The 22,664-nt window shown below is 57.0% G+C and carries 22 protein-coding genes, 1 pseudogene and 1 riboswitch; of the genes and pseudogenes, 12 read left to right on the top strand and 11 right to left on the bottom strand.

All coding sequences use genetic code 11. The annotated features are described in order from the left end of the window. The first annotated feature begins 6 nt into the window (after positions 1 to 6). Complete coding sequence (gene zur / locus ACLH1U_RS22435; protein WP_049013098.1) at positions 7 to 522, top strand: zinc uptake transcriptional repressor Zur; 516 nt, start codon at positions 7 to 9, stop codon at positions 520 to 522. 95 nt (positions 523 to 617) lie between these two features. Here the strand turns inward: zur and ACLH1U_RS22430 are convergent, their stop codons facing one another. Continuing rightward, positions 618 to 827, bottom strand: coding sequence for a CsbD family protein (locus ACLH1U_RS22430; protein ID WP_023291626.1), 210 nt, complete (start codon positions 825 to 827; stop codon positions 618 to 620). A 65-nt stretch (positions 828 to 892) separates the two neighbouring features. On the opposite strand from ACLH1U_RS22430, the pseudogene ACLH1U_RS22425 reads away from it, so the two are divergent. After that, positions 893 to 1,019 (top strand): annotated as a pseudogene (locus tag ACLH1U_RS22425) (hypothetical protein). A 45-nt stretch (positions 1,020 to 1,064) separates the two neighbouring features. On the opposite strand, the gene dinF reads toward ACLH1U_RS22425, so the two are convergent. The 3 genes from dinF to ACLH1U_RS22410 all read right to left on the bottom strand — a co-directional run bounded on the left by dinF (position 1,065) and on the right by ACLH1U_RS22410 (position 3,550). Continuing rightward, positions 1,065 to 2,381 (bottom strand): MATE family efflux transporter DinF, encoded by a 1,317-nt coding sequence (gene dinF / locus ACLH1U_RS22420; protein WP_411299468.1) that lies wholly within the window; start codon positions 2,379 to 2,381, stop codon positions 1,065 to 1,067. Between the two features lie 69 nt (positions 2,382 to 2,450). Then, positions 2,451 to 3,059, bottom strand: coding sequence for a transcriptional repressor LexA (gene lexA / locus ACLH1U_RS22415; protein ID WP_004206291.1), 609 nt, complete (start codon positions 3,057 to 3,059; stop codon positions 2,451 to 2,453). 122 nt (positions 3,060 to 3,181) lie between these two features. Next, the gene (locus ACLH1U_RS22410; protein WP_004206290.1) at positions 3,182 to 3,550 is read right to left on the bottom strand and encodes a diacylglycerol kinase; all 369 of its coding nucleotides are present in this window, start codon (positions 3,548 to 3,550) and stop codon (positions 3,182 to 3,184) included. Between the two features lie 128 nt (positions 3,551 to 3,678). On the opposite strand from ACLH1U_RS22410, the gene plsB reads away from it, so the two are divergent. Next, the gene (gene plsB / locus ACLH1U_RS22405; RefSeq protein ID WP_017900122.1) at positions 3,679 to 6,102 is read left to right on the top strand and encodes a glycerol-3-phosphate 1-O-acyltransferase PlsB; all 2,424 of its coding nucleotides are present in this window, start codon (positions 3,679 to 3,681) and stop codon (positions 6,100 to 6,102) included. A gap of 58 nt (positions 6,103 to 6,160) precedes the next feature. Here the strand turns inward: plsB and ubiA are convergent, their stop codons facing one another. The 5 genes from ubiA to malK form a co-directional block, all read right to left on the bottom strand. Further along, a complete protein-coding gene (ubiA, locus tag ACLH1U_RS22400; RefSeq protein WP_002884808.1) occupies positions 6,161 to 7,027 on the bottom strand; it encodes a 4-hydroxybenzoate octaprenyltransferase in 867 nt (288 codons plus the stop codon). 12 nt (positions 7,028 to 7,039) lie between these two features. Next, a complete protein-coding gene (gene ubiC, locus ACLH1U_RS22395; RefSeq protein ID WP_017900123.1) occupies positions 7,040 to 7,537 on the bottom strand; it encodes a chorismate lyase in 498 nt (165 codons plus the stop codon). Positions 7,538 to 7,724: 187 nt separating this feature from the next. Next, positions 7,725 to 8,654: a maltose operon protein MalM gene (malM, locus tag ACLH1U_RS22390; protein WP_008807310.1), complete on the bottom strand. Its 930-nt coding sequence runs from the start codon at positions 8,652 to 8,654 to the stop codon at positions 7,725 to 7,727. A 114-nt stretch (positions 8,655 to 8,768) separates the two neighbouring features. After that, positions 8,769 to 10,058: a maltoporin gene (locus ACLH1U_RS22385; RefSeq protein WP_072421178.1), complete on the bottom strand. Its 1,290-nt coding sequence runs from the start codon at positions 10,056 to 10,058 to the stop codon at positions 8,769 to 8,771. A gap of 85 nt (positions 10,059 to 10,143) precedes the next feature. Next, entirely contained in the window at positions 10,144 to 11,253 is a 1,110-nt protein-coding gene (gene malK, locus ACLH1U_RS22380; RefSeq protein WP_002884743.1) for a maltose/maltodextrin ABC transporter ATP-binding protein MalK, read from the bottom strand. Positions 11,254 to 11,623: 370 nt separating this feature from the next. Between malK and malE the strand changes: the two genes are divergently transcribed. The 3 genes from malE to malG all read left to right on the top strand — a co-directional run bounded on the left by malE (position 11,624) and on the right by malG (position 15,393). Beyond that, positions 11,624 to 12,814, top strand: coding sequence for a maltose/maltodextrin ABC transporter substrate-binding protein MalE (gene malE / locus ACLH1U_RS22375; protein WP_004206285.1), 1,191 nt, complete (start codon positions 11,624 to 11,626; stop codon positions 12,812 to 12,814). A 129-nt stretch (positions 12,815 to 12,943) separates the two neighbouring features. Continuing rightward, entirely contained in the window at positions 12,944 to 14,488 is a 1,545-nt protein-coding gene (gene malF / locus ACLH1U_RS22370) for a maltose ABC transporter permease MalF (protein WP_373638464.1), read from the top strand. Between the two features lie 14 nt (positions 14,489 to 14,502). Further along, positions 14,503 to 15,393: a maltose ABC transporter permease MalG gene (gene malG, locus ACLH1U_RS22365; protein WP_002884725.1), complete on the top strand. Its 891-nt coding sequence runs from the start codon at positions 14,503 to 14,505 to the stop codon at positions 15,391 to 15,393. A gap of 193 nt (positions 15,394 to 15,586) precedes the next feature. On the opposite strand, the gene psiE is transcribed toward malG, so the two are convergent. Beyond that, positions 15,587 to 15,997, bottom strand: coding sequence for a phosphate-starvation-inducible protein PsiE (psiE, locus tag ACLH1U_RS22360; protein ID WP_004206282.1), 411 nt, complete (start codon positions 15,995 to 15,997; stop codon positions 15,587 to 15,589). A gap of 370 nt (positions 15,998 to 16,367) precedes the next feature. Here psiE and ACLH1U_RS22355 point away from each other — a divergent pair, with 370 nt between their 5' ends. The 6 genes from ACLH1U_RS22355 to ACLH1U_RS22330 all read left to right on the top strand — a co-directional run bounded on the left by ACLH1U_RS22355 (position 16,368) and on the right by ACLH1U_RS22330 (position 20,245). Beyond that, the gene (locus ACLH1U_RS22355; RefSeq protein ID WP_411299467.1) at positions 16,368 to 17,645 is read left to right on the top strand and encodes a serine dehydratase subunit alpha family protein; all 1,278 of its coding nucleotides are present in this window, start codon (positions 16,368 to 16,370) and stop codon (positions 17,643 to 17,645) included. A 62-nt stretch (positions 17,646 to 17,707) separates the two neighbouring features. Further along, the gene (locus ACLH1U_RS22350) at positions 17,708 to 18,448 is read left to right on the top strand and encodes an AzlC family ABC transporter permease (RefSeq protein WP_023291621.1); all 741 of its coding nucleotides are present in this window, start codon (positions 17,708 to 17,710) and stop codon (positions 18,446 to 18,448) included. Then, complete coding sequence (locus ACLH1U_RS22345; RefSeq protein WP_004206276.1) at positions 18,441 to 18,761, top strand: AzlD domain-containing protein; 321 nt, start codon at positions 18,441 to 18,443, stop codon at positions 18,759 to 18,761. The genes ACLH1U_RS22350 and ACLH1U_RS22345 overlap by 8 nt, the downstream gene beginning before the upstream one ends. Positions 18,762 to 18,781: 20 nt before the next feature. After that, positions 18,782 to 19,162, top strand: coding sequence for a RidA family protein (locus tag ACLH1U_RS22340; protein ID WP_023291620.1), 381 nt, complete (start codon positions 18,782 to 18,784; stop codon positions 19,160 to 19,162). A gap of 109 nt (positions 19,163 to 19,271) precedes the next feature. Continuing rightward, positions 19,272 to 19,781, top strand: a complete 510-nt coding sequence (locus ACLH1U_RS22335; RefSeq protein WP_101862368.1) for a GNAT family N-acetyltransferase — start codon at positions 19,272 to 19,274, stop codon at positions 19,779 to 19,781. An 8-nt stretch (positions 19,782 to 19,789) separates the two neighbouring features. Next, entirely contained in the window at positions 19,790 to 20,245 is a 456-nt protein-coding gene (locus tag ACLH1U_RS22330; RefSeq protein ID WP_121936473.1) for an acyltransferase, read from the top strand. A 48-nt stretch (positions 20,246 to 20,293) separates the two neighbouring features. Here the strand turns inward: ACLH1U_RS22330 and pgi are convergent, their stop codons facing one another. Next, positions 20,294 to 21,943, bottom strand: a complete 1,650-nt coding sequence (pgi, locus tag ACLH1U_RS22325; protein WP_023291617.1) for a glucose-6-phosphate isomerase — start codon at positions 21,941 to 21,943, stop codon at positions 20,294 to 20,296. Between the two features lie 348 nt (positions 21,944 to 22,291). Further along, positions 22,292 to 22,527, top strand: a riboswitch (Lysine riboswitch). The last annotated feature ends 137 nt before the right edge of the window (positions 22,528 to 22,664 follow it).

Raw genomic sequence — 22,664 nt, 5'->3', positions numbered from 1 at the left:
ATGCTCATGGATAAGACCCCTTCGCAAGAGATGTTAGCGCATGCTGAAAAGCTGTGTGCGCAACGCGGCGTACGCCTGACCCCACAGCGTCTGGAAGTGTTGCGCCTGATGAGCCTGCAGCAAGGGGCAATCAGCGCCTACGACCTGCTGGATCTGCTGCGTGAGAAAGAGCCGCAGGCGAAGCCGCCGACGGTCTACCGCGCGCTGGAGTTTTTACTCGAGCAGGGTTTTGTCCACAAGGTGGAATCGACCAACAGCTATGTGCTGTGTCATCTCTTTGACCAGCCAACCCACAGCTCGGCCATGTTTATCTGCGACCGCTGCGGCGTGGTGAAGGAAGAGGCGGCTGAAGGGGTGGAAGATATCATGCATACGCTGGCGGCCAGAATGGGCTTCGCCCTGCGTCACAACGTGATTGAAGCTCATGGCCTTTGCGCGAGCTGCGTGGAAGTGGAAGCCTGCAGCACGCCGGGACACTGCCAGCACGATCATACGATTCAGCTCAAAAAGAAAGCCCGCTGAGCGGCAGCCGCAGCGGGAAAAAGGGTTAACGGCGCGTCCCTGCGCCATTTAGACAGGCACTAACACAAATGCTTCATTCTTCGGATCAAGGAACGCTACCAGCGATAGTCGTTCTTATGCTCCCAGTCTGAGACTTCTTTCTCAGCCTGATCTTTCTCATAGCCGTAACGCTCCTGAATTTTGCCGACCAGCTGGTCGCGCTTCCCTTCGATTACGGTCATATCGTCATCGGTAAGTTTGCCCCACTGTTCCTTGGCTTTACCTTTCAACTGTTTCCAGTTACCGCCGATTTCGTCTTTATTCATGATAACGTCCTCATCATTCGGTGGGTTTACAGCCCGTTTTGTGCCGGACATGGTATTAACTATAGATGAGAATGCTGGCGCCGATTCGTTATTCGGAATTTTTAACCATAGCCCTCATTGGAAACGCTGAAGGTGGTTTTCCCGGCACGCGCTACGCTCGGCCGGGCTACTGAGTCGCTCCGGCAAGCCTGACGCTACCGGAGGACGTTCCCCGATAATGGCGAGGTAGAGAAAGGGCTAACTAAACCAGGTGCCGCGTCGCCAGTGGCGGCGCCAGATCAGCGCCAGCGACAGGCCTCGCAGCGCGAGAAACACCGCCAGCGCCAGCCACAGGCCGTGATTGCCGAGCGCCGGGACCGTAAGCAGCGTCACTGCGAAGCCGGCCGAGGCGACCGCCATACTGTTCCGCATCTCCGCGCCGCGCGTCGCGCCGATAAACATGCCGTCCAGCAGATAGCACCAGACCCCGACCACCGGCAGGATGGTCTGCCAGATCAGATAGCGATCGGCCAGCTGCTGCAGGGAAGGCAGTGAGGTTAACAGCGCGATGATGTACTCCCCCGCCAGGCTGTAAACCAGGGCAAACGCCAGCGCCACCATACCGGACTGCCGGCAGGCCGCCCGCCACACCTCCAGCAGCTGGCTGCCGTCGCGCGCGCCGTAGGCCTGGCCGGAGTGGGCCTCCACGGCATAGGCAAAGCCATCCAGCGCGTAGGCGGTAAAGGTCAGCATGGTCATTAGTACGGCGTTGACCGCCACGATATCGCTGCCCAGACGGGCGCCGTAGACGGTCAGCGCGCCAAAGCACAGCTGCAGCAGCAGGGAGCGCAGCATGATGTCGCGATTCAACGCCAGCAGACGGCGCATGTCGCCGCGCCAGGCGTTTTTCAGCATCGCCAGCGACACGCCGCGCAGCGTCAGCACCCGCTTCGCCATCATCAGGCCGATAATGAGAGTGGCGTACTCCGCGGTGACCGTGGCCAGCGCCGCCCCCTGGACGTTCATCCGCAGGCCCATCACCAGCCACAGGTCGAGCACAATATTCAACAGATTACCGACCACCAGCAAAATCACCGGCGCCCGGGCGTACTGGACCCCCAGCAGCCAGCCGAGCAGCACAAGGTTGGCCAGCGACGCGGGAGCGCTGAGCCAGCGGATATCGAGAAACCGTCTCGCCTGCTCGAGAACCGCCTCGCTGCCGCCGACGATATGCAGGGCGAGGTTAATCAGCGGCAGGCGAAACAGGATAATCAACACGCCGGCGCCCAGCGCCAGAGCCAGCGGCTGCACCAGCGCCCGCGCCAGTCGCAGCGGATCTTTGGCCCCCCAGGCCTGAGCGGTCAGCCCGGTGGTGCTCATGCGAAGAAACAGCAGCAGCATAAACAGGAAACTGGTGGCCGTCGCTCCGACCGCGACGCCGCCGAGGTATACCGGGCTGTCAAGGTGGCCGATCACCGCGGTATCCACCAGCCCCAGCAGCGGGACGGTGATATTGGAGAAAATCATGGGGAGTGCAAGGCGCCACAGCGCTTTATCGGCAGCGTTGAGCAGCATGTTCGGAGACCTGATTGAGGACAAACGTCGCAGCGTCATGCATCAGATGACGCTGCGCGGGGGCAGGCGTTACAGCCATTCTCCATTACGGATCACGCCAACGGCCAGACCCTCAATGGTAAAACTCTGCTGACGCAGATCGACAACGATAGGGGTAAATTCGCTGTTTTCCGGCAACAGTTCGACGACGTTGCCCTGCTTTTTCAGGCGCTTCACCGTCACTTCATCGTCAATGCGCGCTACCACCACCTGGCCGTTTCGCACATCCTGGGTTTTGTGGACCGCCAGCAGATCGCCATCCAGAATACCGATGTCTTTCATCGACATCCCGCTGACGCGCAGCAGAAAATCGGCGTTGGGCTTGAACATCGACGGGTCGACCTGATAGTGGCCTTCAATATGCTGCTGCGCCAGCAGCGGCTCACCGGCGGCGACGCGGCCGATCAGCGGCAGGCCGTGCTCTTCTTCCGTCAGCAGGCGGATACCGCGCGAGGCGCCGGAGACGATCTCGATTGCGCCTTTACGCGCCAGCGCTTTCAGGTGTTCTTCCGCCGCGTTTGGGGAACGGAACCCCAAGCGCTGAGCAATCTCCGCACGCGTCGGCGGCATGCCCGTCTGGCTGATATGATCCCGAATGAGATCAAACACCTCTTGCTGCCTGGTCGTTAACGCTTTCATTCCGCCCCCTGGGTGTATATACAGTTATGCTGTGAGTATATACAGCTAACGGTGATTTTGGAACCACATGGCACACAAAAATCGGCAGATTGTTTATATTTTGCGAGGGTTAGCGAAGAACGTTAGTGATAATGGCTCCACAGCAGCGTTCCCCAGGTGATCAGCGCGATGATAATCGCCAGCAGGACCGCCGCCGACCCCATGTCTTTGGCGCGCCCTGAAAGCTCGTGATAATCCGAGCCAATACGGTCCACGACCGCCTCAATCGCGCTGTTGAGAATTTCGACTATCATCACTAGCAGGACCGAGCCAATCAGCAATACGCGGGTGATGGCGTCGACGTCCAGCCAGCAGGCTATCGCGACGGCCACGATGGCGGCGACACCTTCCTGACGAAACGCGGCCTCGTTGATCCACGCCGCGCGAAATCCTTTCCAGGAGTAACCTGCCGCCTTAATGATTCGGGTTAACCCGGTGGTATTATTGGCCATCACAAAACCTTTTTATGTAAATGACGTCGATGAGTGTACGCGTTTGCCGCGCGGTAACGGAAATTTTGCCCGCTTTCTGTTATTCTTGCCGCGCATTTGCATGATTAACCAGAGGCTTCACATCGTTTATGTCCGGCTGGCAACGAATTTACTATAAATTACTGAATTTACCATTACGGGTGCTGGTAAAAAGCAAGTCTATTCCGGCAGAGCCTGCTCAGGAATTAGGACTCGATACCTCGCGTCCGGTCATGTACGTCCTGCCCTATAACTCCAAGGCGGACCTGCTGACGCTGCGCGCCCAATGTCTGGCGCATGATTTACCTGACCCGCTTGAACCGCTGGAAATCGACGGCGCCCTGCTGCCGCGCTACGTATTCATCCACGGCGGGCCGCGCGTATTCACCTACTACACGCCAAAAGAAGAGTCCATCAAGCTGTTCCACGACTACCTCGATCTGCACCGCAACCATCCGGATCTCGATGTGCAAATGGTGCCGGTGTCGGTGATGTTCGGCCGCTCGCCGGGTCGTGAGAAAGGGGAAGTTAATCCGCCGCTGCGGATGCTTAACGGCATTCAGAAATTTTTCGCCGTCTCCTGGCTCGGCCGCGACAGCTTCGTGCGCTTCTCGCCTTCCGTATCGCTGCGCCGCATGGCGGATGAGCACGGTACCGATAAGATCATCGCCCAGAAACTGGCTCGCGTCGCGCGGATGCATTTTGCCCGCCAGCGCCTGGCCGCCGTCGGCCCGCGTCTGCCGGCCCGCCAGGATCTGTTTAACAAGCTGCTGGCGTCGAAGGCCATTGCCCGGGCGGTGGAAGACGAAGCGCGCAGCAAGAAAATTTCCCACGAGAAGGCCCAGCAGAACGCGATTGCGCTGATGGAAGAGATTGCCGCGAACTTCTCTTACGAGATGATCCGCCTGACCGACCGCATTCTCGGCTTCACCTGGAACCGCCTGTACCAGGGCATCAACGTGCATAACGCCGAGCGCGTACGCCAGCTGGCGCACGATGGCCATGAGATTGTCTATGTCCCCTGCCACCGCAGCCACATGGACTATCTGCTGCTCTCTTACGTCCTGTACCACCAGGGGCTGGTGCCTCCGCATATCGCGGCGGGTATCAACCTTAACTTCTGGCCAGCCGGGCCAATCTTCCGCCGCCTCGGCGCATTCTTTATTCGCCGCACCTTTAAGGGCAATAAGCTCTACTCCACGGTGTTCCGCGAGTACCTTGGCGAACTGTTCAGCCGCGGCTATTCCGTAGAGTATTTCGTCGAAGGCGGCCGCTCCCGTACCGGCCGTCTGCTCGATCCGAAGACCGGTACGCTGTCGATGACTATCCAGGCGATGCTGCGCGGCGGCACCCGGCCGATCACCCTGGTGCCGATTTACATCGGCTACGAGCACGTGATGGAGGTAGGGACCTATGCCAAAGAGCTGCGCGGCGCCACCAAAGAGAAAGAGAGTCTGCCGCAGATGGTGCGCGGCTTAAGCAAGCTGCGCAATCTTGGCCAGGGCTACGTTAACTTCGGCGAACCGCTGCCGCTGATGACCTATCTGAACCACCATGTGCCGGAGTGGCGGGAAGCGATTGACCCGATCGAAGCGGTCCGCCCTTCCTGGCTGACGCCGACGGTGAATAACATCGCCGCTGACCTGATGGTACGCATCAACAACGCCGGCGCGGCCAACGCCATGAACCTCTGCTGTACGGCGCTGCTGGCCTCCCGCCAGCGTTCGCTGACCCGTGAGCAGCTCACCCAGCAGCTGGAGTGTTACCTCGCGCTGCTGCGCAATGTGCCCTATTCGCCGGATGCCACCGCGCCGTCCGCTTCGGCCAGCGAACTTATCGACCACGCGCTGCAGATGAACAAGTTCGAAGTCGAGAAAGACACCATTGGCGACATCATCATTCTGCCGCGCGAGCAGGCGGTGCTGATGACCTACTATCGCAACAACATCGCCCATATGCTGGTGATGCCGTCGCTGTTAGCCGCCCTGGTGACTCAGCATCGTCATCTCAGCCGCGCCGAAGTGCTGCGCCATGTGGAAACGCTCTATCCGTTCCTCAAAGCCGAGCTGTTCCTGCGCTGGGAGAAAGCGGAGCTGGCCGGAGTGATGGATGCGCTGATTGCCGAGATGCTGCGTCAGGAGCTGATCGTCATCGATGGCGATGTGATGAGCCTCAACCCGTCGCACTCTCGCTCTCTGCAGCTGTTGGCCGCAGGCGCCCGCGAGACGCTGCAGCGCTACGCCATTACCTTCTGGCTGCTGAGCGCTAACCCGTCGATCAACCGCAGCTCGCTGGAGAAAGAGAGCCGTACCGTGGCTCAGCGCCTGTCGGTGCTGCATGGCATCAACGCGCCGGAGTTCTTCGATAAAGCGGTGTTCAGTACCCTGGTGTTGACCCTGCGCGATGAAGGCTATATCAGCGATACGGGCGATGCCGAGCCGGAAGAGACCCTGAAGGTCTATCGGATGCTGGCGGATTTGATTACGTCGGATGTACGTCTGACGATCGAAAGCGTCACGCAGGACGACGCGTAACGCGGCGTTTGCTGTCCTCCTCGCCCCCCGGCAAACCGGGGGGATGGGGACAGGGATTTTACAGGTAGCTCATCGCCAGGCCGAGGAACAGCACCAGTCCGACGTAGTTATTGTTCATAAACGCTTTAAAGCAGTTATCGCGGTCGCGATTGAAGATAAGCTTCTGCTGCCAGCCAAACAGACCCGCCGCCACGAACAGCGACCAGTAGTATTCCCAGCCCAGCCCGTTCAGCCAGCCTACCGCGCCCATCAGCGCCAGCACGGCCACCTGCAGGATACCGATAATCAGACGATCGTTTTCGCCGAACAGGATCGCCGTCGATTTAATGCCGATCTTGACGTCGTCATCGCGATCCACCATCGCATACTGGGTATCGTAGGCCACCGCCCATAGAATGTTGGCGAGGAACATCAGCCAGCAGCTCAGCGGCAGCGATTCGCTGACGGCCGAGAAGGCCATCGGGATCGACCAGCCAAAGGCCGCCCCCAGCACCACCTGCGGCAGATGGGTGTAGCGCTTCATAAACGGATAGACCCACGCCAGCGCCAGCGCTGCCACCGACAGCAAAATCGTCATGGTGTTGAGGGTGAGCACCAGCAGGAAGGAGAGCAGCACCAGAACGATAAACAGCGTTCGCGCCTCTTTCTCGGTGACGTCGCCGCTCGGCAGCGGACGGCGGGCGGTACGCTTTACGTGACCATCAAATTTTCGATCGGCATAGTCATTCACCACGCAGCCGGCGGCACGCATCAGCCAGACGCCGGCGACGAACACCGCCAGGATCCACAGCGGCGGGACGCCCGGCGAGGCCACCCACAGCGCCCACAGCGTCGGCCACAGCAGCAGCAAGGCGCCGATCGGTTTGTCAGTGCGCATCAGGCGATGAAACGCCAACAGCTTATTCTGCGACAGACTCCACTCCATTTTTTCTTCCTCTTAGTACAACGGCGACGCAGGCAAAAACAGCTCGGTCAGCAGCAGGGGTTTGCCGCTCAGCCGCAGACGGGAACGACGCCCCCACAGCGCTGCATCGCGACCAATTTCAATAAAATCGCGGGTTAACGTCGACGACGTGAACAGGTATCGGCCCAGCGGGGTCTGCCCGAGCTGCTGTAGCGCCAGCTCCGGCCCACACAGCGTCGACTCCGGCACCACCGTGCGTCCGGCCAGCCAGGGCTCGCCATCGGCATTGAGTATAATCTCCCGCAGCCAGTAGCGCGGCTCGTCGGGCAACAGCGCCGCTTCGTCAGCCAGCGCCTCACGCCCGATATACCCTTCGTTAACCAGGGTGACGGTGACCTGCTTTCCTTGTTGCTCAAAACGCTGGGTCATTGAGTCCTCCAGCAGCAGCCAGTCACTCAGGGGCGGCGCCAGGGGCGGCATAACGGCAAAATAGCGCAGCGCACGCAGTCGCGTAAGCGCAGGATGGGACATGCCTGATTCTCCGGTACATAACGTGAGAGCATTGTATCGCAGAATAGGCGGTTGGTGGCGGGCAAACGTCAATATACGATCATTCACGCAACAGCCATGCAACAGACCGCCGCGCGTGCAAAAAAAGGTGCATCCCGGAGGATGCACCTAAAGGCTGTGCCTAAACATCAGCATTGTGGGGAGACGATTACCCCTTGCCTTTTACACTGCTGATAAAGGTGGAACGAGCGGATTTCGAGCCGAGGCGCTCAGCTTCGTTCATCAATTTCAGGGCTTTGTCGATGTCACCTTGTTTCACCGCCTGCTTAATACCGTTGTTGAAGTAGGTCTCGGTATCGCTGAGCATCGGTTCGCTTTTGGCGGCCGGCGCCGCAGCGGCTGCGGCGGCTGGCGCGGCTACCGGCGCCGCGGTGTTACCGACGGTGACCGGGCCCGGGCCGGAGGAGCCGAACAGCGGCCCCACCAGCACGCTGGAGGTGCTGTTGGTTTTCACTTTCAGCTTCAGCACGCCATCGGTGGTATGTTTGGCGATCGGATCCGGGATGTCCGGCGCCGCATTGCCTGCGCCTTTGGCATAGGCCTTCGCCGGATCCAGCAGGGTGGTGGTCTGCTGGAGATCTTTCTCAGTGGTAAACACCAGCACATAGAGCTTCTGCTGGCCCAGCGCCGGGGTCAGGCGCATCACACCGCCCAGGCGATCGGCAGTCATCACGCCCGGCTGCTGATAGGTAAAGTAGTTGCTGGGAAAGAACGCCGCTGGCGTCATGTTCTGGTCGAGAATCAGCACGTTCGGCGCAAAAATCTGTTTATGTTTGTTCAGTTCGCTGTCGAGGGTCAGGGTCAGCTCACCGATATTGGCCGGCACGCTCCAGGCGGCGACCGGTCCGACGATCCCTGGAACATCCAGGCGTTGACCGCCGGTGGTTAAATCTACGCTCTGCGTCTTCGATTGATCGGCAGGCGTCCAGATCAGCTGCTGCAGCGCGCTGGCTGGAATAGACGGCGCGGCGCTGGTGTTCTGCGGTACAAAGTTAACATCGGCAAGGCTCATCCCCGGCACGCATGCCAACATCCCTGCGGATAAACACAGAGCGACGAGAGTTTTCTTCATTTTCATTCTTCTCACCTTGGATAGCATCGGTTTAGCGGTAGCCAGGCAATAGCGCGCTAACCCTGAATAATCAGGAGGGGCTGACGCCCCTCCCAGGTTACATCCGTCCTGCGGACGGTATTACCACCACACTTCCATCTGGGCGCCGAAGGTAACTTCGCTGTCGTCACCGCGGCTGGAGGTGTACATGCCGCTTCCGCTGCTGTCTTTCGTCTGCAGACCCGTGTTGTTGCTGTAGCCCCAGTTTTCATCCCACTTCGCGTAGGTTGCGAAGATACGGATAGCCGGACGAGACCAGACGCTGTTGCCTGCCTGCCACTGTTGAGCCAGAGTAATTTTGTACTGGTTGTTGTTTTCGCTGGTACGCTGGGATTTCACGTTGTCGTAACCGATTTCCAGCTGGGTGCTCATGATCGGCGTCCATTTGTACATCGGACGGACACCCACGGTGTACCAGGTGGAGCCGTTTTTGCTGTCCAGATCCACGTCCTGGTACATTGCAACGTACATCAGGCCCCAGTCATCGTTGAAGTCCATCGCGCCGTGATCCAGAACGCGGATCATGCTGCCGTTGTTATCGATGCTGGTTCCCTGAGAGTGGCCGCTGTTCCAGGAGGTCATTGCGTCAGTGGCGTACTGAACGACAAACTTGTTGAAGCCGCCCCAGATGGACTGAGTATGTTCACCGGTCCACATCCAGCCGTCTTTCGACGCGCCGTCTTCCAGGCGATAGTCATCCTGCGGGTTAGCACGGCCGTAATCGACGCCTAACTCCAGCACGCCGCCCGGGTTGGTTTCCAGGCCCGCCAGACGGATGTCAAAGACGTCGTTGGCAGTTTTCGCAGCATATTTCTTGGTGTCATCGCTGGAGAAAGTATAAGAACCGCCGCTTTCTGAGTTACGGGTAGCGGCCAGAGAGAGCTTACCGAAGCCAAGGTCAACGTTTTCCAGACCTGCACCCGGGCCGGAGATATCCCAGTAGTAGAAGTCGATCATGTGAACGTCATGACGCTGATAGAAGCGTTTACCCGCCCACAGCGTGGAGCCCGGCAGCCAGTCGATCAGGTTTTTACCCTGGATGTTGGCTTCACGGAACGCCGGAGAGGTGCTTTCCCAGTCATCTTCCTGATTCACGGAATAGGCAACGTTAGTATCGAAATAAAAACTCTTATCTCCTTCCTTCCACAGCTCCTGGCCCAGCTTCAGTTCCGCATAGGTTTCACATTCGTTACCAAGACGGTATTTACTTTGAGCGCCGGTCGCTTTGAAGCACTGTTGCTCGCCGCCGCTGCCGGTCCAGCCAATGCCGGAACGCGCGTAGCCATGGAAATCGACAGCCAGCGCCTGAGCAGACATAACGCCTGCCGCGACGGCGACCGCCAGTGGAAGTTTGCGCAGAGTAATCATCATTCTATCTCCTGAGATCATTGCTTTTCTTTGCACGCTTCGCCGGTGTACCGCCAGCCGGGTTCGCGCCTTTTTTTAATGGGAAGCCTTACACGCCCGGCTCTTTATGCAGCCGACGACAAGCGGTGCCATCCTCACGGAATAAATGGCAACGTTCTGGCGGCAAACCGATAGCGAATGTGGCTCCCTCTTCTACCAACACCACGTCGTTCTGGCGGTAGACCAGGTTTTGACGGATGGCGGGGATCTGGATATGAATTTGCGTTTCGTGACCTAACTGCTCGACAACCTGAACCTCGCCTTCGAGGGTCACATCGGCGATATCGCTGGGCAGTAAATGCTCCGGGCGGATACCTAAGGACATGTTGGCGCCCGCCTGAACGTTGGCGCTGTCCACCGGTAGCCAGATTTGCTGACGGTTTGGCAGTTCAACCTGCACCTGATCGATAGCCGTCGCGGTGACTTTGACCGGCAGGAAGTTCATCTTCGGTGAACCGATAAAGCCGGCGACGAAGCGGTCAGCCGGATAGTGATAGAGTTCCAGCGGTTTCCCGACCTGCGCCACACGGCCGGCGTCGAGGACCACGATCTTGTCCGCGAGGGTCATCGCTTCCACCTGATCGTGGGTCACATAGATCATGGTGCGGCCCAGTCGCTTATGCAGACGGGAGATTTCGATACGCATCTGAACGCGCAGGGCGGCATCGAGGTTGGAGAGCGGCTCATCCAGCAGGAAGACGCTCGGCTCAGCCACCAGCGTACGGCCAATCGCCACACGCTGGCGCTGACCGCCGGAGAGGGCTTTCGGTTTACGCTCCAGCAGATGGGCCAGCTGCAGCACTTCCGCCACCTGGGTCACCCGCTGGTTAATCAGATCTTTTTTCGCGCCGGCCAGCTTCAGGCCAAACGACATATTTTCCGCAACGGAAAGGTGGGGATAGAGCGCATAAGACTGGAATACCATCCCAACGCCGCGTTCTGCCGGTGGGATCTCGTTCATGCGGGTGTCACCGATAAACAGGTCCCCGCTGGTAATAGTTTCTAACCCGGCAATCATACGCAGCAGGGTAGATTTGCCGCAGCCCGATGGCCCGACAAACACGACGAATTCCCCTTCGTGGATATCGAGATTGATATCTTTCGATACCACCACGTCACCCCAGGCTTTCGTTACATTTCGCAGCTGTACGCTCGCCATGCCCTTCTCCCTTCGTTACAACCTGTCACTAACAGTCACATTCAAGATGGGTCGACTATGCGGCATTCATTAGCCGGGCAAATCCTCCACCCCCCGGCTTTTTTATGGGGGAGGAGATGGGAGGATGAGAGATTGGCTCTCGCCGCGGGGGATGGCGGGCAGCGGGTGATTTCGTGATGGAGGCGACAAAATTGGGCGCTTTTTTCTGTGCTCCAGGACGCAATACGGCCGTTTTTGCAATGGAGATCACACAACCAGCGGGTGGGGCGTAGACCTGGGGAGGATGGAAAGGGGTTGTTAAAAAAGGAAACTCATCATCGTTAAGCCACCGAAGTGTATCCACGAGTACAACACCAAAAAGGACGGGTATATGAAAATCAAAACTGGCGCTCGCATCCTCGCGCTGTCGGCACTGACCACGATGATGTTTTCCGCCTCTGCCCTCGCGAAAATTGAAGAAGGTAAGCTGGTTATCTGGATTAACGGCGACAAAGGCTACAACGGCCTCGCTGAAGTGGGTAAAAAGTTTGAAAAAGACACCGGCATTAAAGTTTCTGTAGAACACCCGGACAAGCTGGAAGAGAAATTCCCGCAGGTTGCGGCGACCGGCGACGGCCCGGACATCATCTTCTGGGCGCATGACCGTTTCGGCGGCTACGCGCAGTCCGGCCTGCTGGCGGAAATCACCCCGGACAAAGCGTTCCAGGACAAACTCTATCCATTCACCTGGGATGCCGTTCGCTATAACGGCAAACTGATCGCCTACCCGATCGCGGTGGAAGCGCTGTCCCTGATTTACAACAAAGACCTGGTGCCGAACCCGCCGAAGACCTGGGAAGAGATCCCGGCGCTGGATAAAGAACTGAAAGCGAAAGGTAAGAGCGCGCTGATGTTCAACCTGCAGGAACCGTACTTCACCTGGCCGCTGATCGCTGCCGACGGCGGATACGCGTTCAAGTTTGAAAACGGCAAGTACGATGTGAAAGACGTCGGCGTGGACAGCGCAGGCGCGAAAGCGGGCCTGACCTTCCTGGTTGACCTGATCAAGAACAAGCACATGAATGCCGATACCGATTACTCCATCGCGGAAGCGGCCTTCAACAAAGGTGAAACCGCGATGACCATCAACGGTCCGTGGGCGTGGTCTAACATCGATAAGAGCAAGGTTAACTACGGCGTAACCCTGCTGCCGACCTTTAAAGGCAAACCATCGAAACCGTTCGTTGGCGTGCTGAGCGCGGGGATCAACGCCGCCAGCCCGAACAAAGAGCTGGCGAAAGAGTTCCTCGAAAACTACCTGATGACCGATCAGGGTCTGGAATCCGTTAATAACGACAAACCGCTGGGTGCGGTGGCGCTGAAATCCTTCCAGGAAAAACTGGAAAAAGATCCGCGCATCGCTGCCACCATGGCGAACGCCCAGAAAGGCGAAATTATGCCTAACATCCCGCAGATGTCTGCCTTCTGGTATGCCGTTCGTACCGCGGTTATCAACGCCGCCAGCGGTCGTCAGACTGTCGATGCTGCGCTGAAGGATGCCCAGAGCCGTATCACTAAGTAATGCTGTAGCGCACGTGCCGGATGGCGGCATGAATGCCTTATCCGGCCTACACAATCCGTAGGCCGGATAAGCGCAGCGCCATCAGGCACTGACGCCGACAGATGTTTAACGCTGTAGAGGATGATCCCCATGGATGCCGTTAAAAAGAGACACTGGTGGCAAAGTCCGCAACTCACATGGTCTGTGATTGGCTTACTGTGCCTGCTGGTGGGTTACCTTGTTGTTTTGATGTACGCCCAGGGGGAGTACCTGTTCGCCATCATGACGCTGATTTTAAGCTCAGTTGGCCTGTATATTTTCGCTAATCGCAAGGCCTATGCCTGGCGCTATGTCTATCCCGGCCTCGCCGGCATGGGCCTGTTTGTCCTGTTTCCGCTGATCTGTACTATCGCTATCGCGTTCACCAACTACAGCAGCACCAACCAGCTGACCTTTGAGCGCGCGCAGCAGGTGCTGATGGATCGCTCCTTCCAGGCCGGCAAAGCCTATAACTTCACGCTGATCCCGGCAGGCGACGAGTGGAAGCTGGCCCTGGCCGATGGCGAGAGCGGTAAAAACTACCTTTCCGACGCCTTTAAATTCGGCGGCGAGCAGAAGCTGGCGTTAAAAGAAACTGACGCCCTGCCGGAAGGCGAGCGCGCCAACCTGCGCGTCATTACCCAGAACCGCACCGCGCTGAACCAGCTGACCGCCGTACTGCCTGATGACAGCAAAGTGATCATGAGCTCGCTGCGCCAGTTCTCCGGCACCCAACCGCTGTATACGCTTGGCGAAAACGGCGAGCTGACCAACAATCAAACCCACGTCAAATACCGCCCGAACAACGACGTTGGTTTCTACCAGGCAATCAACGCCGACGGTAGCTGGGGCACAGAAAAGCTGAGCCCGGGCTACACCGTGACTATCGGCTGGGATAACTTTACCCGCGTCTTCCACGATGAAGGCATCCAGAAACCGTTCTTCGCCATCTTCGTCTGGACGGTGGTGTTCTCGGTTCTGACCGTGGTGCTGACCGTCGCGGTGGGGATGATCCTCGCCTGCCTGGTGCAGTGGGAAGCGCTGAAAGGCAAAGCGATTTACCGTGTCCTGCTGATTCTGCCGTATGCCGTACCGTCATTTATTTCGATTCTGATTTTCAAAGGCCTGTTCAACCAGAGCTTTGGTGAAATCAACATGATGCTCAGCGCGCTGTTCGGCATTAAACCGGCGTGGTTTAGCGACCCGACCACCGCGCGCACCATGATCATCATCGTCAACACCTGGCTGGGCTACCCGTACATGATGATCCTGTGCATGGGGCTGCTGAAGGCGATTCCGGACGATCTGTACGAAGCGTCGGCAATGGATGGCGCCGGCCCGTTCCAGAACTTCTTTAAAATTACCTTCCCGCTGCTGATTAAGCCGCTGACGCCGCTGATGATCGCCAGCTTCGCCTTTAACTTTAACAACTTCGTCCTGATTCAACTGTTGACCAACGGCGGTCCGGACCGTCTCGGCACCACCACCCCGGCCGGTTATACCGACCTGCTGGTGAGCTACACCTACCGTATCGCCTTTGAAGGCGGCGGCGGTCAGGACTTCGGCCTGGCGGCGGCTATCGCAACGCTTATCTTCCTGCTGGTTGGCGCGTTAGCGATTGTGAATCTGAAAGCCACACGCATGAAGTTTGATTAAGGGAGATAACGATAATGGCTATGGTCCAACCCAAATCGCAGAAGCTACGTTTATTTACCACGCATCTCCTGCTACTGATTTTTATCGCCGCGATTATGTTTCCGCTGCTGATGGTTATCGCTATCTCGCTGCGCGAAGGCAACTTCGCCACCGGCAGCCTGATCCCGGATACCATCTCCTGGGAGCACTGGCGTCTGGCGTTAGGCTTCAGCGTCGAACACGCGGATGGCCGCGTCACGCCGCCACCGTTCCCGGTCCTGCTGTGGCTGTGGAACTCGATTAAGGTCGCCGGGATTACCGCGATCGGTATCGTCGCCCTCTCCACCACCTGCGCCTACGCTTTTGCCCGTATGCGCTTCCCGGGGAAAGCGACCCTGCTGAAAGGGATGCTGATTTTCCAGATGTTCCCGGCGGTGCTGTCGCTGGTTGCCCTGTACGCGTTGTTTGACCGCCTGGGCCAGTACATCCCGTTCGTCGGCCTCAACACCCACGGCGGCGTGATCTTTGCCTACATGGGCGGTATCGCCCTGCACGTCTGGACGATTAAAGGCTACTTCGAAACCATCGATGGCTCGCTGGAAGAAGCGGCGGCGCTGGATGGCGCGACCCCATGGCAGGCGTTCCGCCTCGTGCTGCTGCCGCTGTCGGTGCCGATTCTGGCGGTGGTCTTTATTCTGTCGTTCATCGCCGCCATCACCGAAGTGCCGGTCGCCTCGCTGCTGCTGCGCGATGTGAACAGCTATACCCTGGCGGTAGGCATGCAACAGTATCTCAACCCGCAGAACTATCTGTGGGGCGATTTTGCCGCCGCGGCGGTACTCTCCGCCATCCCAATCACGGTAGTGTTCCTGCTGGCGCAGCGCTGGCTGGTGAACGGCCTGACGGCGGGTGGGGTGAAAGGTTAAGTTTTTTTTGTAACACCGGCCCCAAATTTCAGATGGGGGCCGACGGTCTAGCCGCAATACACGACCCCAACCGGGTATTGTCGCCGTCGCCCTCAGCTGAAAAAGTAAGGCCAATGCCACTGCTATCCTCAACTGGACCCTACATAAATTCTATTTGTGACTGTTGGTCAGCGGCCCTGGAGGCCGCTTTTTTTTATTCGCGTTTCAGGCGATTGGAGTTACACAGCCAGAGCGTAATCACCAGGATCAGGATCGCGGCGGAGTATATGAGCACCGCCATCGGCGATTCATGATCGATGATGATCAAACGCACAATCGCGGTAATGCCGATATAGACGAAATAGCGCAGCGGGAAGTGGAACCCCGACTGAAAATACTTGACGATCAGCGCGATAAATTCGAAGTAGAGAAAGTAGACCACCAGTCCTTCCACCAGCCGGTACTTACTGGTCGGCTCCGGGGTAAAGAGGACATCGGCCAGATGCAGCGTCTCTTTACCGAGGAAGACGATCAGGATAATCCCCAGGCACAGCAGCCCCAGATTCAAAACCGTTTGCATCGCAGTGGCGATAAAATTCACCAGTGGGCGATAAACCGACGACATATTCACACCTCATAATCAGTCCTTGTTGCGTCCGGTATAGCGCAAAAGTGTGATCCAGATCTACAGTTACCCCTCACCGCGTGGGCTTTCCACGTTTGCGCCCTCAGGACAGGATTTCGGCAAAAGAGAAAAATGCTCTCCTTAACGGCGTGTGATCGACATAACTGAATCCCCTTTTTTGTATAAAACTATCCCTGCACAATCATTGTTAATCAATAACTTAATTTACATACAGGCCTGCATGTTTTGATAAGGCTAAAAATAAAACTTTTCTCCATACCTCAATAAATAAAGGGTTATTTGAGAAAGTTTTTTTCTGCCGATTCCCTTAGCATATTTCCTCATCATCTTACGTCCAGGAATCATAATAATGTCTGACCAAACATCCTCACTTTTTATTCGCTGGCTACAGCGAGAAGTCGCACCAGCATTAGGTTGTACGGAACCTGTTGCTATTTCATTTACCACCGCTTACGCCGCGAAACATTTAGCGACACCCTGCGAAAAAATTAGCGGTTTTATTTCTGCCAACCTGTATAAAAACGCCACGGGCGTCACGATTCCCGGCACGACAGTTAATGGCGTCGCGCTGGCCGCCGCCATCGGCGCCTTTGGTGGCGATGCCGATAAGGGATTACAGACCCTGGCAGGCATTACTTCACAGCATGTGGTACAGGCACAAGCGCTGGTGGATGCCGGCCACGTTACTATTGACGTCCAGGATACGCCTGACTTTATTCATCTCGATCTCACCCTCAGCGCCGGTGACCAGACCTGTCGCGTCGTGGTAAAAGGCACGCATACCAATGTGGTCGAGTTATATATTAATGGCGAACAGCAGCCATTACACGCCGGGGAAAATAGCGCCACAGCGCAGACTGAACTGCCAACTTTCTCTCTCCAGGAAGCGTATGACTTTATTATCTCCACCCCGGTTGAGAATATTACGTTTATTCTGGAAGCCGCCCGCCTCAATAGCGCACTGGCTGCAGAAGGCAAATCGAAAAAGTATGGGTTGAATATTAACGGAACATTCTCTGAAGCCGTTAAAAATGGTTTGTTAAGTAATGACTTAATGAGCGAGGTCATTATCAACACCGTCGCAGCTTCCGATGCGCGTATGGGCGGAGCCCCGGTGGTCGCCATGTCGAACTTCGGCTCTGGCAACCAGGGGATCGCAGCGACCATGCCGGTAGTTACCGTCGCCGAGCATCTGAATGCCGATGAAGAGACGCTCGCTCGCGCGCTGGCGCTCTCGCATCTGACGGCCATTTCCATCCATTCGCGCTATACCCGCCTGTCCGCACTGTGCGCGGCCTCCACCGCCGCCATGGGCGCCGCCGCCGGTATGGCATGGCTGTTTACCCGCAATATCGAAACCATCAACACCGCCATCATCAATATGATTAGCGATGTTACCGGCATGATTTGCGATGGCGCTTCCAACAGCTGCGCGATGAAGGTCTCCTCGGTGGTTTCCAGCGCCTTTAAATCTGTGTTGATGGCGATGCAAAACCGCTGCGCCAGCGCCAACGACGGCATTGTCTGCGCCGACGTCGAACAGTCGATTAATAACCTGTGCCGCCTTGTGATTAAGCCTATGGCGCAAACCGATAAAGAGATCATTCGCATTATGGTCAGCAAATAAGACCAGCCCTTTTGTACCCTACGCAATAATGATTTATTGCCTGCACCAACAGGTATTTTACGATGAATAAAAAAGTCATATTACGCGGCGCCAGCGCCATTATGCCCCTGTGCATCGGGGACTTTCCTTTCTCGTTCATTGTTGGCGCATTAAGCGTCAGCGCCGGCATGAGCGTCTGGCAAAGTACCGCGTGGTCGGCGATTGTGATTGCCGGTTCGGCGCAAATGCTGGCACTGAATATGTTAAAAACCGGCGCCACGCTCGGCGTGATTATTTTCACCACATTAATTATTAATCTTCGCCATGTGCTGTATAGCGCCTCTATTTCCGGCACCGTGCGCGAAGCCTCATTCTTTAAAAAATGCTTTATGTCCTATGCGCTCACCGACGAAGTGTATGCCACCACCGTCAAAGAGATGGAAGGAAATAAAAAGGAAAAATATCTGTTTTATGGTTCGGCGATGGTCACCTTCTGGGCGATTTGGGTGCTGGCCGATTTTCTTGGCGCGCTGGTCGGCGCCTCGTTTCCCCACATTGAGAAATACGGTCTCGATTTCGCCATGGTCGCCGCCTTTATCGCCATCGTGGTGCCGCAAATTAAAAGCCAGGCCTGCACCGTCGCCGCGGTAGTGGCCGCCGTTTCCGGCGTGCTGTTAGTGGTCCTGCCCTACTCGCTGGGTATCGTCGTCGCCTCCGTGCTCGGCGTCCTTGCCGGCCTGTGCGTCGACCTGGCGGAAGAGCGCAAGCAGATGGCAACAACCGAATCCGATATGCCGTTAGTGGAGGCGCTGGAAAATGAGTAATAGCTATTTTATCGCCCTGACGCTGGGCATGGCCGCGGTCACTTTTCTTATTCGTTTCTCGTTTATCGGTCTGGCCGGCAAGATCCAGATGTCTGAGCGGGTGACCAAAACATTGCGCTTCGTGCCGGTCACCGTCCTGCCGGCCATCATCACCATTCAGATCCTGAGCGTGAATTCCAGCATGGAGTTCGACTTAAAAAATCCGAAGGTGATCGCCGCCATTATCTGTACGCTCGCCAGCTTCCGTTTAGGTCTGGTGTGGGTGGTGGTGAGCGGCGTCGGCTCGCTGGTGCTGTTGAATTATTTTCTGTAACTGTTTGAAGGGGTAACCACATGATTATTACTACCGCTGACGCGCCCGCCGCGATTGGTCCGTACGTTCAGGGCGTCAATCTCGGCGCGATGACCCTCACCTCCGGCCAGCTGCCCATTAATCCGCAGGACGGCACCATGCCCGACGACATAGCCGAACAGACGCGCCAGTCGCTGGAGAACGTGAAAGCCATCGTCGAAGCCGCCGGCCTCACCGTTGGTCAGATCGTCAAAACCACGGTGTTTGTGAAAGACCTGGCGGATTTTGCCGCCATTAATGCCGCCTACGAGGCCTTCTTTACCGAACATCAGGCGGCCTTTCCGGCGCGATCCTGCGTGGAAGTGGCCAGGTTACCGAAAGACGCTGGCGTCGAAATCGAAGCGATCGCTTTCGCCCGTTAACCCCCCCGGCTGGAGGAAGAACCTCCAGCCCCTTCCCCACCGATTTTTGTCGTTCCACGTTGTTCATATTACAGGCACTATAGCCACTGAACGACCCGAGGAACGCAGCATGTTAACTATCCGAAAGGCATTGCCCGAGGACGCGCCACAACTGAGCGCGATGGGTTATGCCAGTTACCAGCACCACTTCGCCAATCTCTGGCGCAATGCCGATGAACTGGCGTTATTTCTTAAGCAAGAATATGCCGAAGATGCGCTACGTCGGAGTCTTACCGATGCCAACCATCATTGGCTCATCGCCGAAGCCGCTTCCCCCGTTGGTTTCGCTAAATATAGCTATCAGCAGCGAATGGCTGAAGATGGCACGATGGGTACGCTGCTGCATAAGCTCTACCTGATGCCGGGGGAGACTGGCCACCGCTACGGCGAGCAGATTTTTCACGCCATCGAGACGCGAGCAAAAACGGCCGGCGAACGCTGGCTGTGGCTGGAAGTACTCGCCGCGAATCCCGCCGCGCGCCGTTTTTACGAACGCCAGGGGATGCAGCACATCAGAGACACGACTTTCCATTCCGCCAGCCAGCAAAGCACCTTACATATTCTGGCCAAACCGCTGTGAGAGGAACTATGCCTGAGCTTCGTGATACCGGCGTACGTAACGTCGTCTGTGGGAAAAATGTCGTTATTTATCAGCCCGCCAACCTGTACGACTGCACGCTGGGTGATAACGTCTTCGTTGGACCGTTCGTTGAGATCCAGGGGAATACCCGCATCGGCGCGGAGAGTAAAATCCAGTCGCATACCTTTATCTGCGAGTACGTCACCATTGGCCGGCGCTGTTTTATCGGTCACGGGGTGATGTTCGCCAACGACCTGTTTCGCGACGGCAAACCAAACGCCGACCGCACCAGCTGGGGGCGGATTGAGATTGGCGATGACGTGTCGATCGGTAGCGGCGCCACGATTCTGGCCGTCAGCATCTGCGACGGCGTGGTGATTGGCGCGGGCAGCGTGGTGACGAAGTCCATCACCGAGAAAGGCGTGTGGGCGGGAAACCCAGCCCGCCTGCTGCGGCGGCTGTAAAAAAAATGCCGACCATAAGGTCGGCATTTCGTCTTAACGGCGCAAGCGTTATGCGCGCCAGGCTTTATAACGGTTAATCAGACCGTTAGTGGAGCTGTCGTGGCTGCTGACTTCGCTGCCGTCTTTCAGCTCCGGCAGGATGCGGTTAGCCAGCTGTTTGCCCAGCTCAACGCCCCACTGGTCGAAAGTGAAGATGTTAAGGATCGCGCCCTGGGTGAAGATTTTGTGCTCGTACAGAGCAATCAGCGCCCCGAGGCTGAACGGGGTGATCTCACGCAGCAGGATAGAGTTAGTCGGGCGGTTGCCTTCGAACACTTTGAACGGCACCACGTGCTCCAGGGTCGCCGGATCTTTACCCTGATCGCGATATTCCTGCTCCACCACTTCACGGGATTTACCGAAGGCCAGGGCCTCGGTCTGGGCGAAGAAGTTGGACAGCAGCTTCGGATGATGATCGGAGAGCGGGTTGTGGGTGATAGCCGGGGCGATGAAATCGCACGGTACCATTTTGGTGCCCTGATGGATCAGCTGGTAGAACGCGTGCTGACCGTTGGTGCCCGGCTCGCCCCAGATAATCGGGCCAGTCTGGTAGTCCACGGCGTGGCCGTTACGGTCGACATACTTACCATTGGACTCCATGTTGCCCTGCTGGAAGTAGGCGGCAAAACGGTGCATGTACTGGTCGTACGGCAGAATCGCTTCGGTTTCCGCACCGAAGAAGTTGTTGTACCAGATACCGATCAGCGCCAGCAGCACCGGCAGGTTTTTCTCCGCCGGGGTGGTGGAGAAGTGTTTATCCATCGCATGCGCGCCAGACAGCAGCTCAACGAAGTTGTCGAAGCCCACGGAGAGAATGATGGACAGGCCAATCGCCGACCACAGGGAGTAACGGCCGCCAACCCAGTCCCAGAATTCGAACATGTTGGCGGTGTCGATGCCGAACTCGCCAACCGCTTTCGCGTTGGTGGAGAGCGCCGCGAAGTGTTTAGCCACATGCTTGTCGTCGCCCGCGGTCGCCAGGAACCAGTCGCGCGCGCTGTGGGCGTTGGTCATGGTCTCCTGAGTGGTGAAGGTTTTGGACGCGACCAGGAACAGGGTGGTTTCCGGGTTGACGTTCTTCAGCACTTCGGCGATGTGGGTGCCATCGACGTTGGAGACAAAGTGCATGTTGAGGTGATTTTTATATGGACGCAGCGCTTCGGTGACCATGAACGGACCGAGGTCGGAGCCACCGATACCAATGTTGACCACGTCGGTGATCGGTTTGCCGGTGTAGCCTTTCCAGCTACCGGAGATAATCGCTTCAGAGAAGGCTTTCATCTTCTCCAGCACAGCGTTCACTTCCGGCATCACATCTTTGCCATCAACCACAATCGGCGTATTGCTGCGGTTGCGCAGCGCGACGTGGAGTACCGCGCGATCTTCGGTGCGGTTGATCTTTTCACCGGAGAACATCGACTTGATGGCGCCTGCGAGATCGGTCTCTTTCGCCAGATCCTGCAGTTTAGCCAGCGTCTCTTCGGTGATGCGGTTTTTGGAGAAGTCCACCAGCATCAGATCGTCGAACGTCGCGGAAAACTTAGAAAAACGGTCGCTATCTTTGGCGAACAGCTCGCTGATAGTGACATCTTTCATTTCGTCGAAGTGTTTCTGTAATGCCTGCCAGGCAGAGGTCTGCGTTGGGTTGATGTTTTTCATTAGCAATACTCTTCTGATTTGAGATTGTGACTTCGGTCGATTGTAGCGCCGGTGACGGAAAATTGTGATGATTTTTGTGACTTGTCCCTGACGCCGGTCAGGAATCAGGTCAAAACGGAGTAAAAAGCCCCATTAGTATAGCTATCATAAGGCTTTTTTCTGTTAGCGGCAGGGGCATGAAAAATCCGCATAACCGCAGCGTTGACATAGCTGGCGTTAAGCCTTTATATATCCGCAGTGCTTACGTATTGTAAGTATCTATTGCTCGCGCATTTCACGCTACAGCGAAAGGGTATTCGCGGGGGATATAATGTCCTTATTCCCCCGGCCAGGTGAAAGACGTCGGTAATTGCCAGAAGAGGTGCGTTGCCCAGGTAACCGTATTGGAGGAACCAGTCCGGCGAAAATACGTGAGGGGGAGCAACGCCGAGGTGAAAGAGCGTCTGGTTACGCTCCTCACCGGCCACAGGGGCTGAATCCCCTGGGTTGTCACCAGAAACGTTCGCAGTCGGGCGTTTCATACCCGAACACTTCAGCGCCCAGAGCGGTGAGTCGGGTCTACAAGGTGGAGCACTTCTGGGTGACATCGTAGTTGTTTATCATTCTGCGCCACCCTGTTTATCGCTCTTCCCTTGTGCCATGGCTGAATAATTTGGCCTGGCTTATTAAGACATTTTGTTGCGATCCGGCGGCATCCAGCCCCTGCCAGGATCGGTGTTCA

The organism is Klebsiella sp. 1SOBk5mer, from assembly GCF_046603115.1.
Classification (GTDB): Bacteria; Pseudomonadota; Gammaproteobacteria; order Enterobacterales; family Enterobacteriaceae; genus Klebsiella; species Klebsiella quasipneumoniae.
This window is presented reverse-complemented; position numbering and strand designations above follow the sequence as displayed.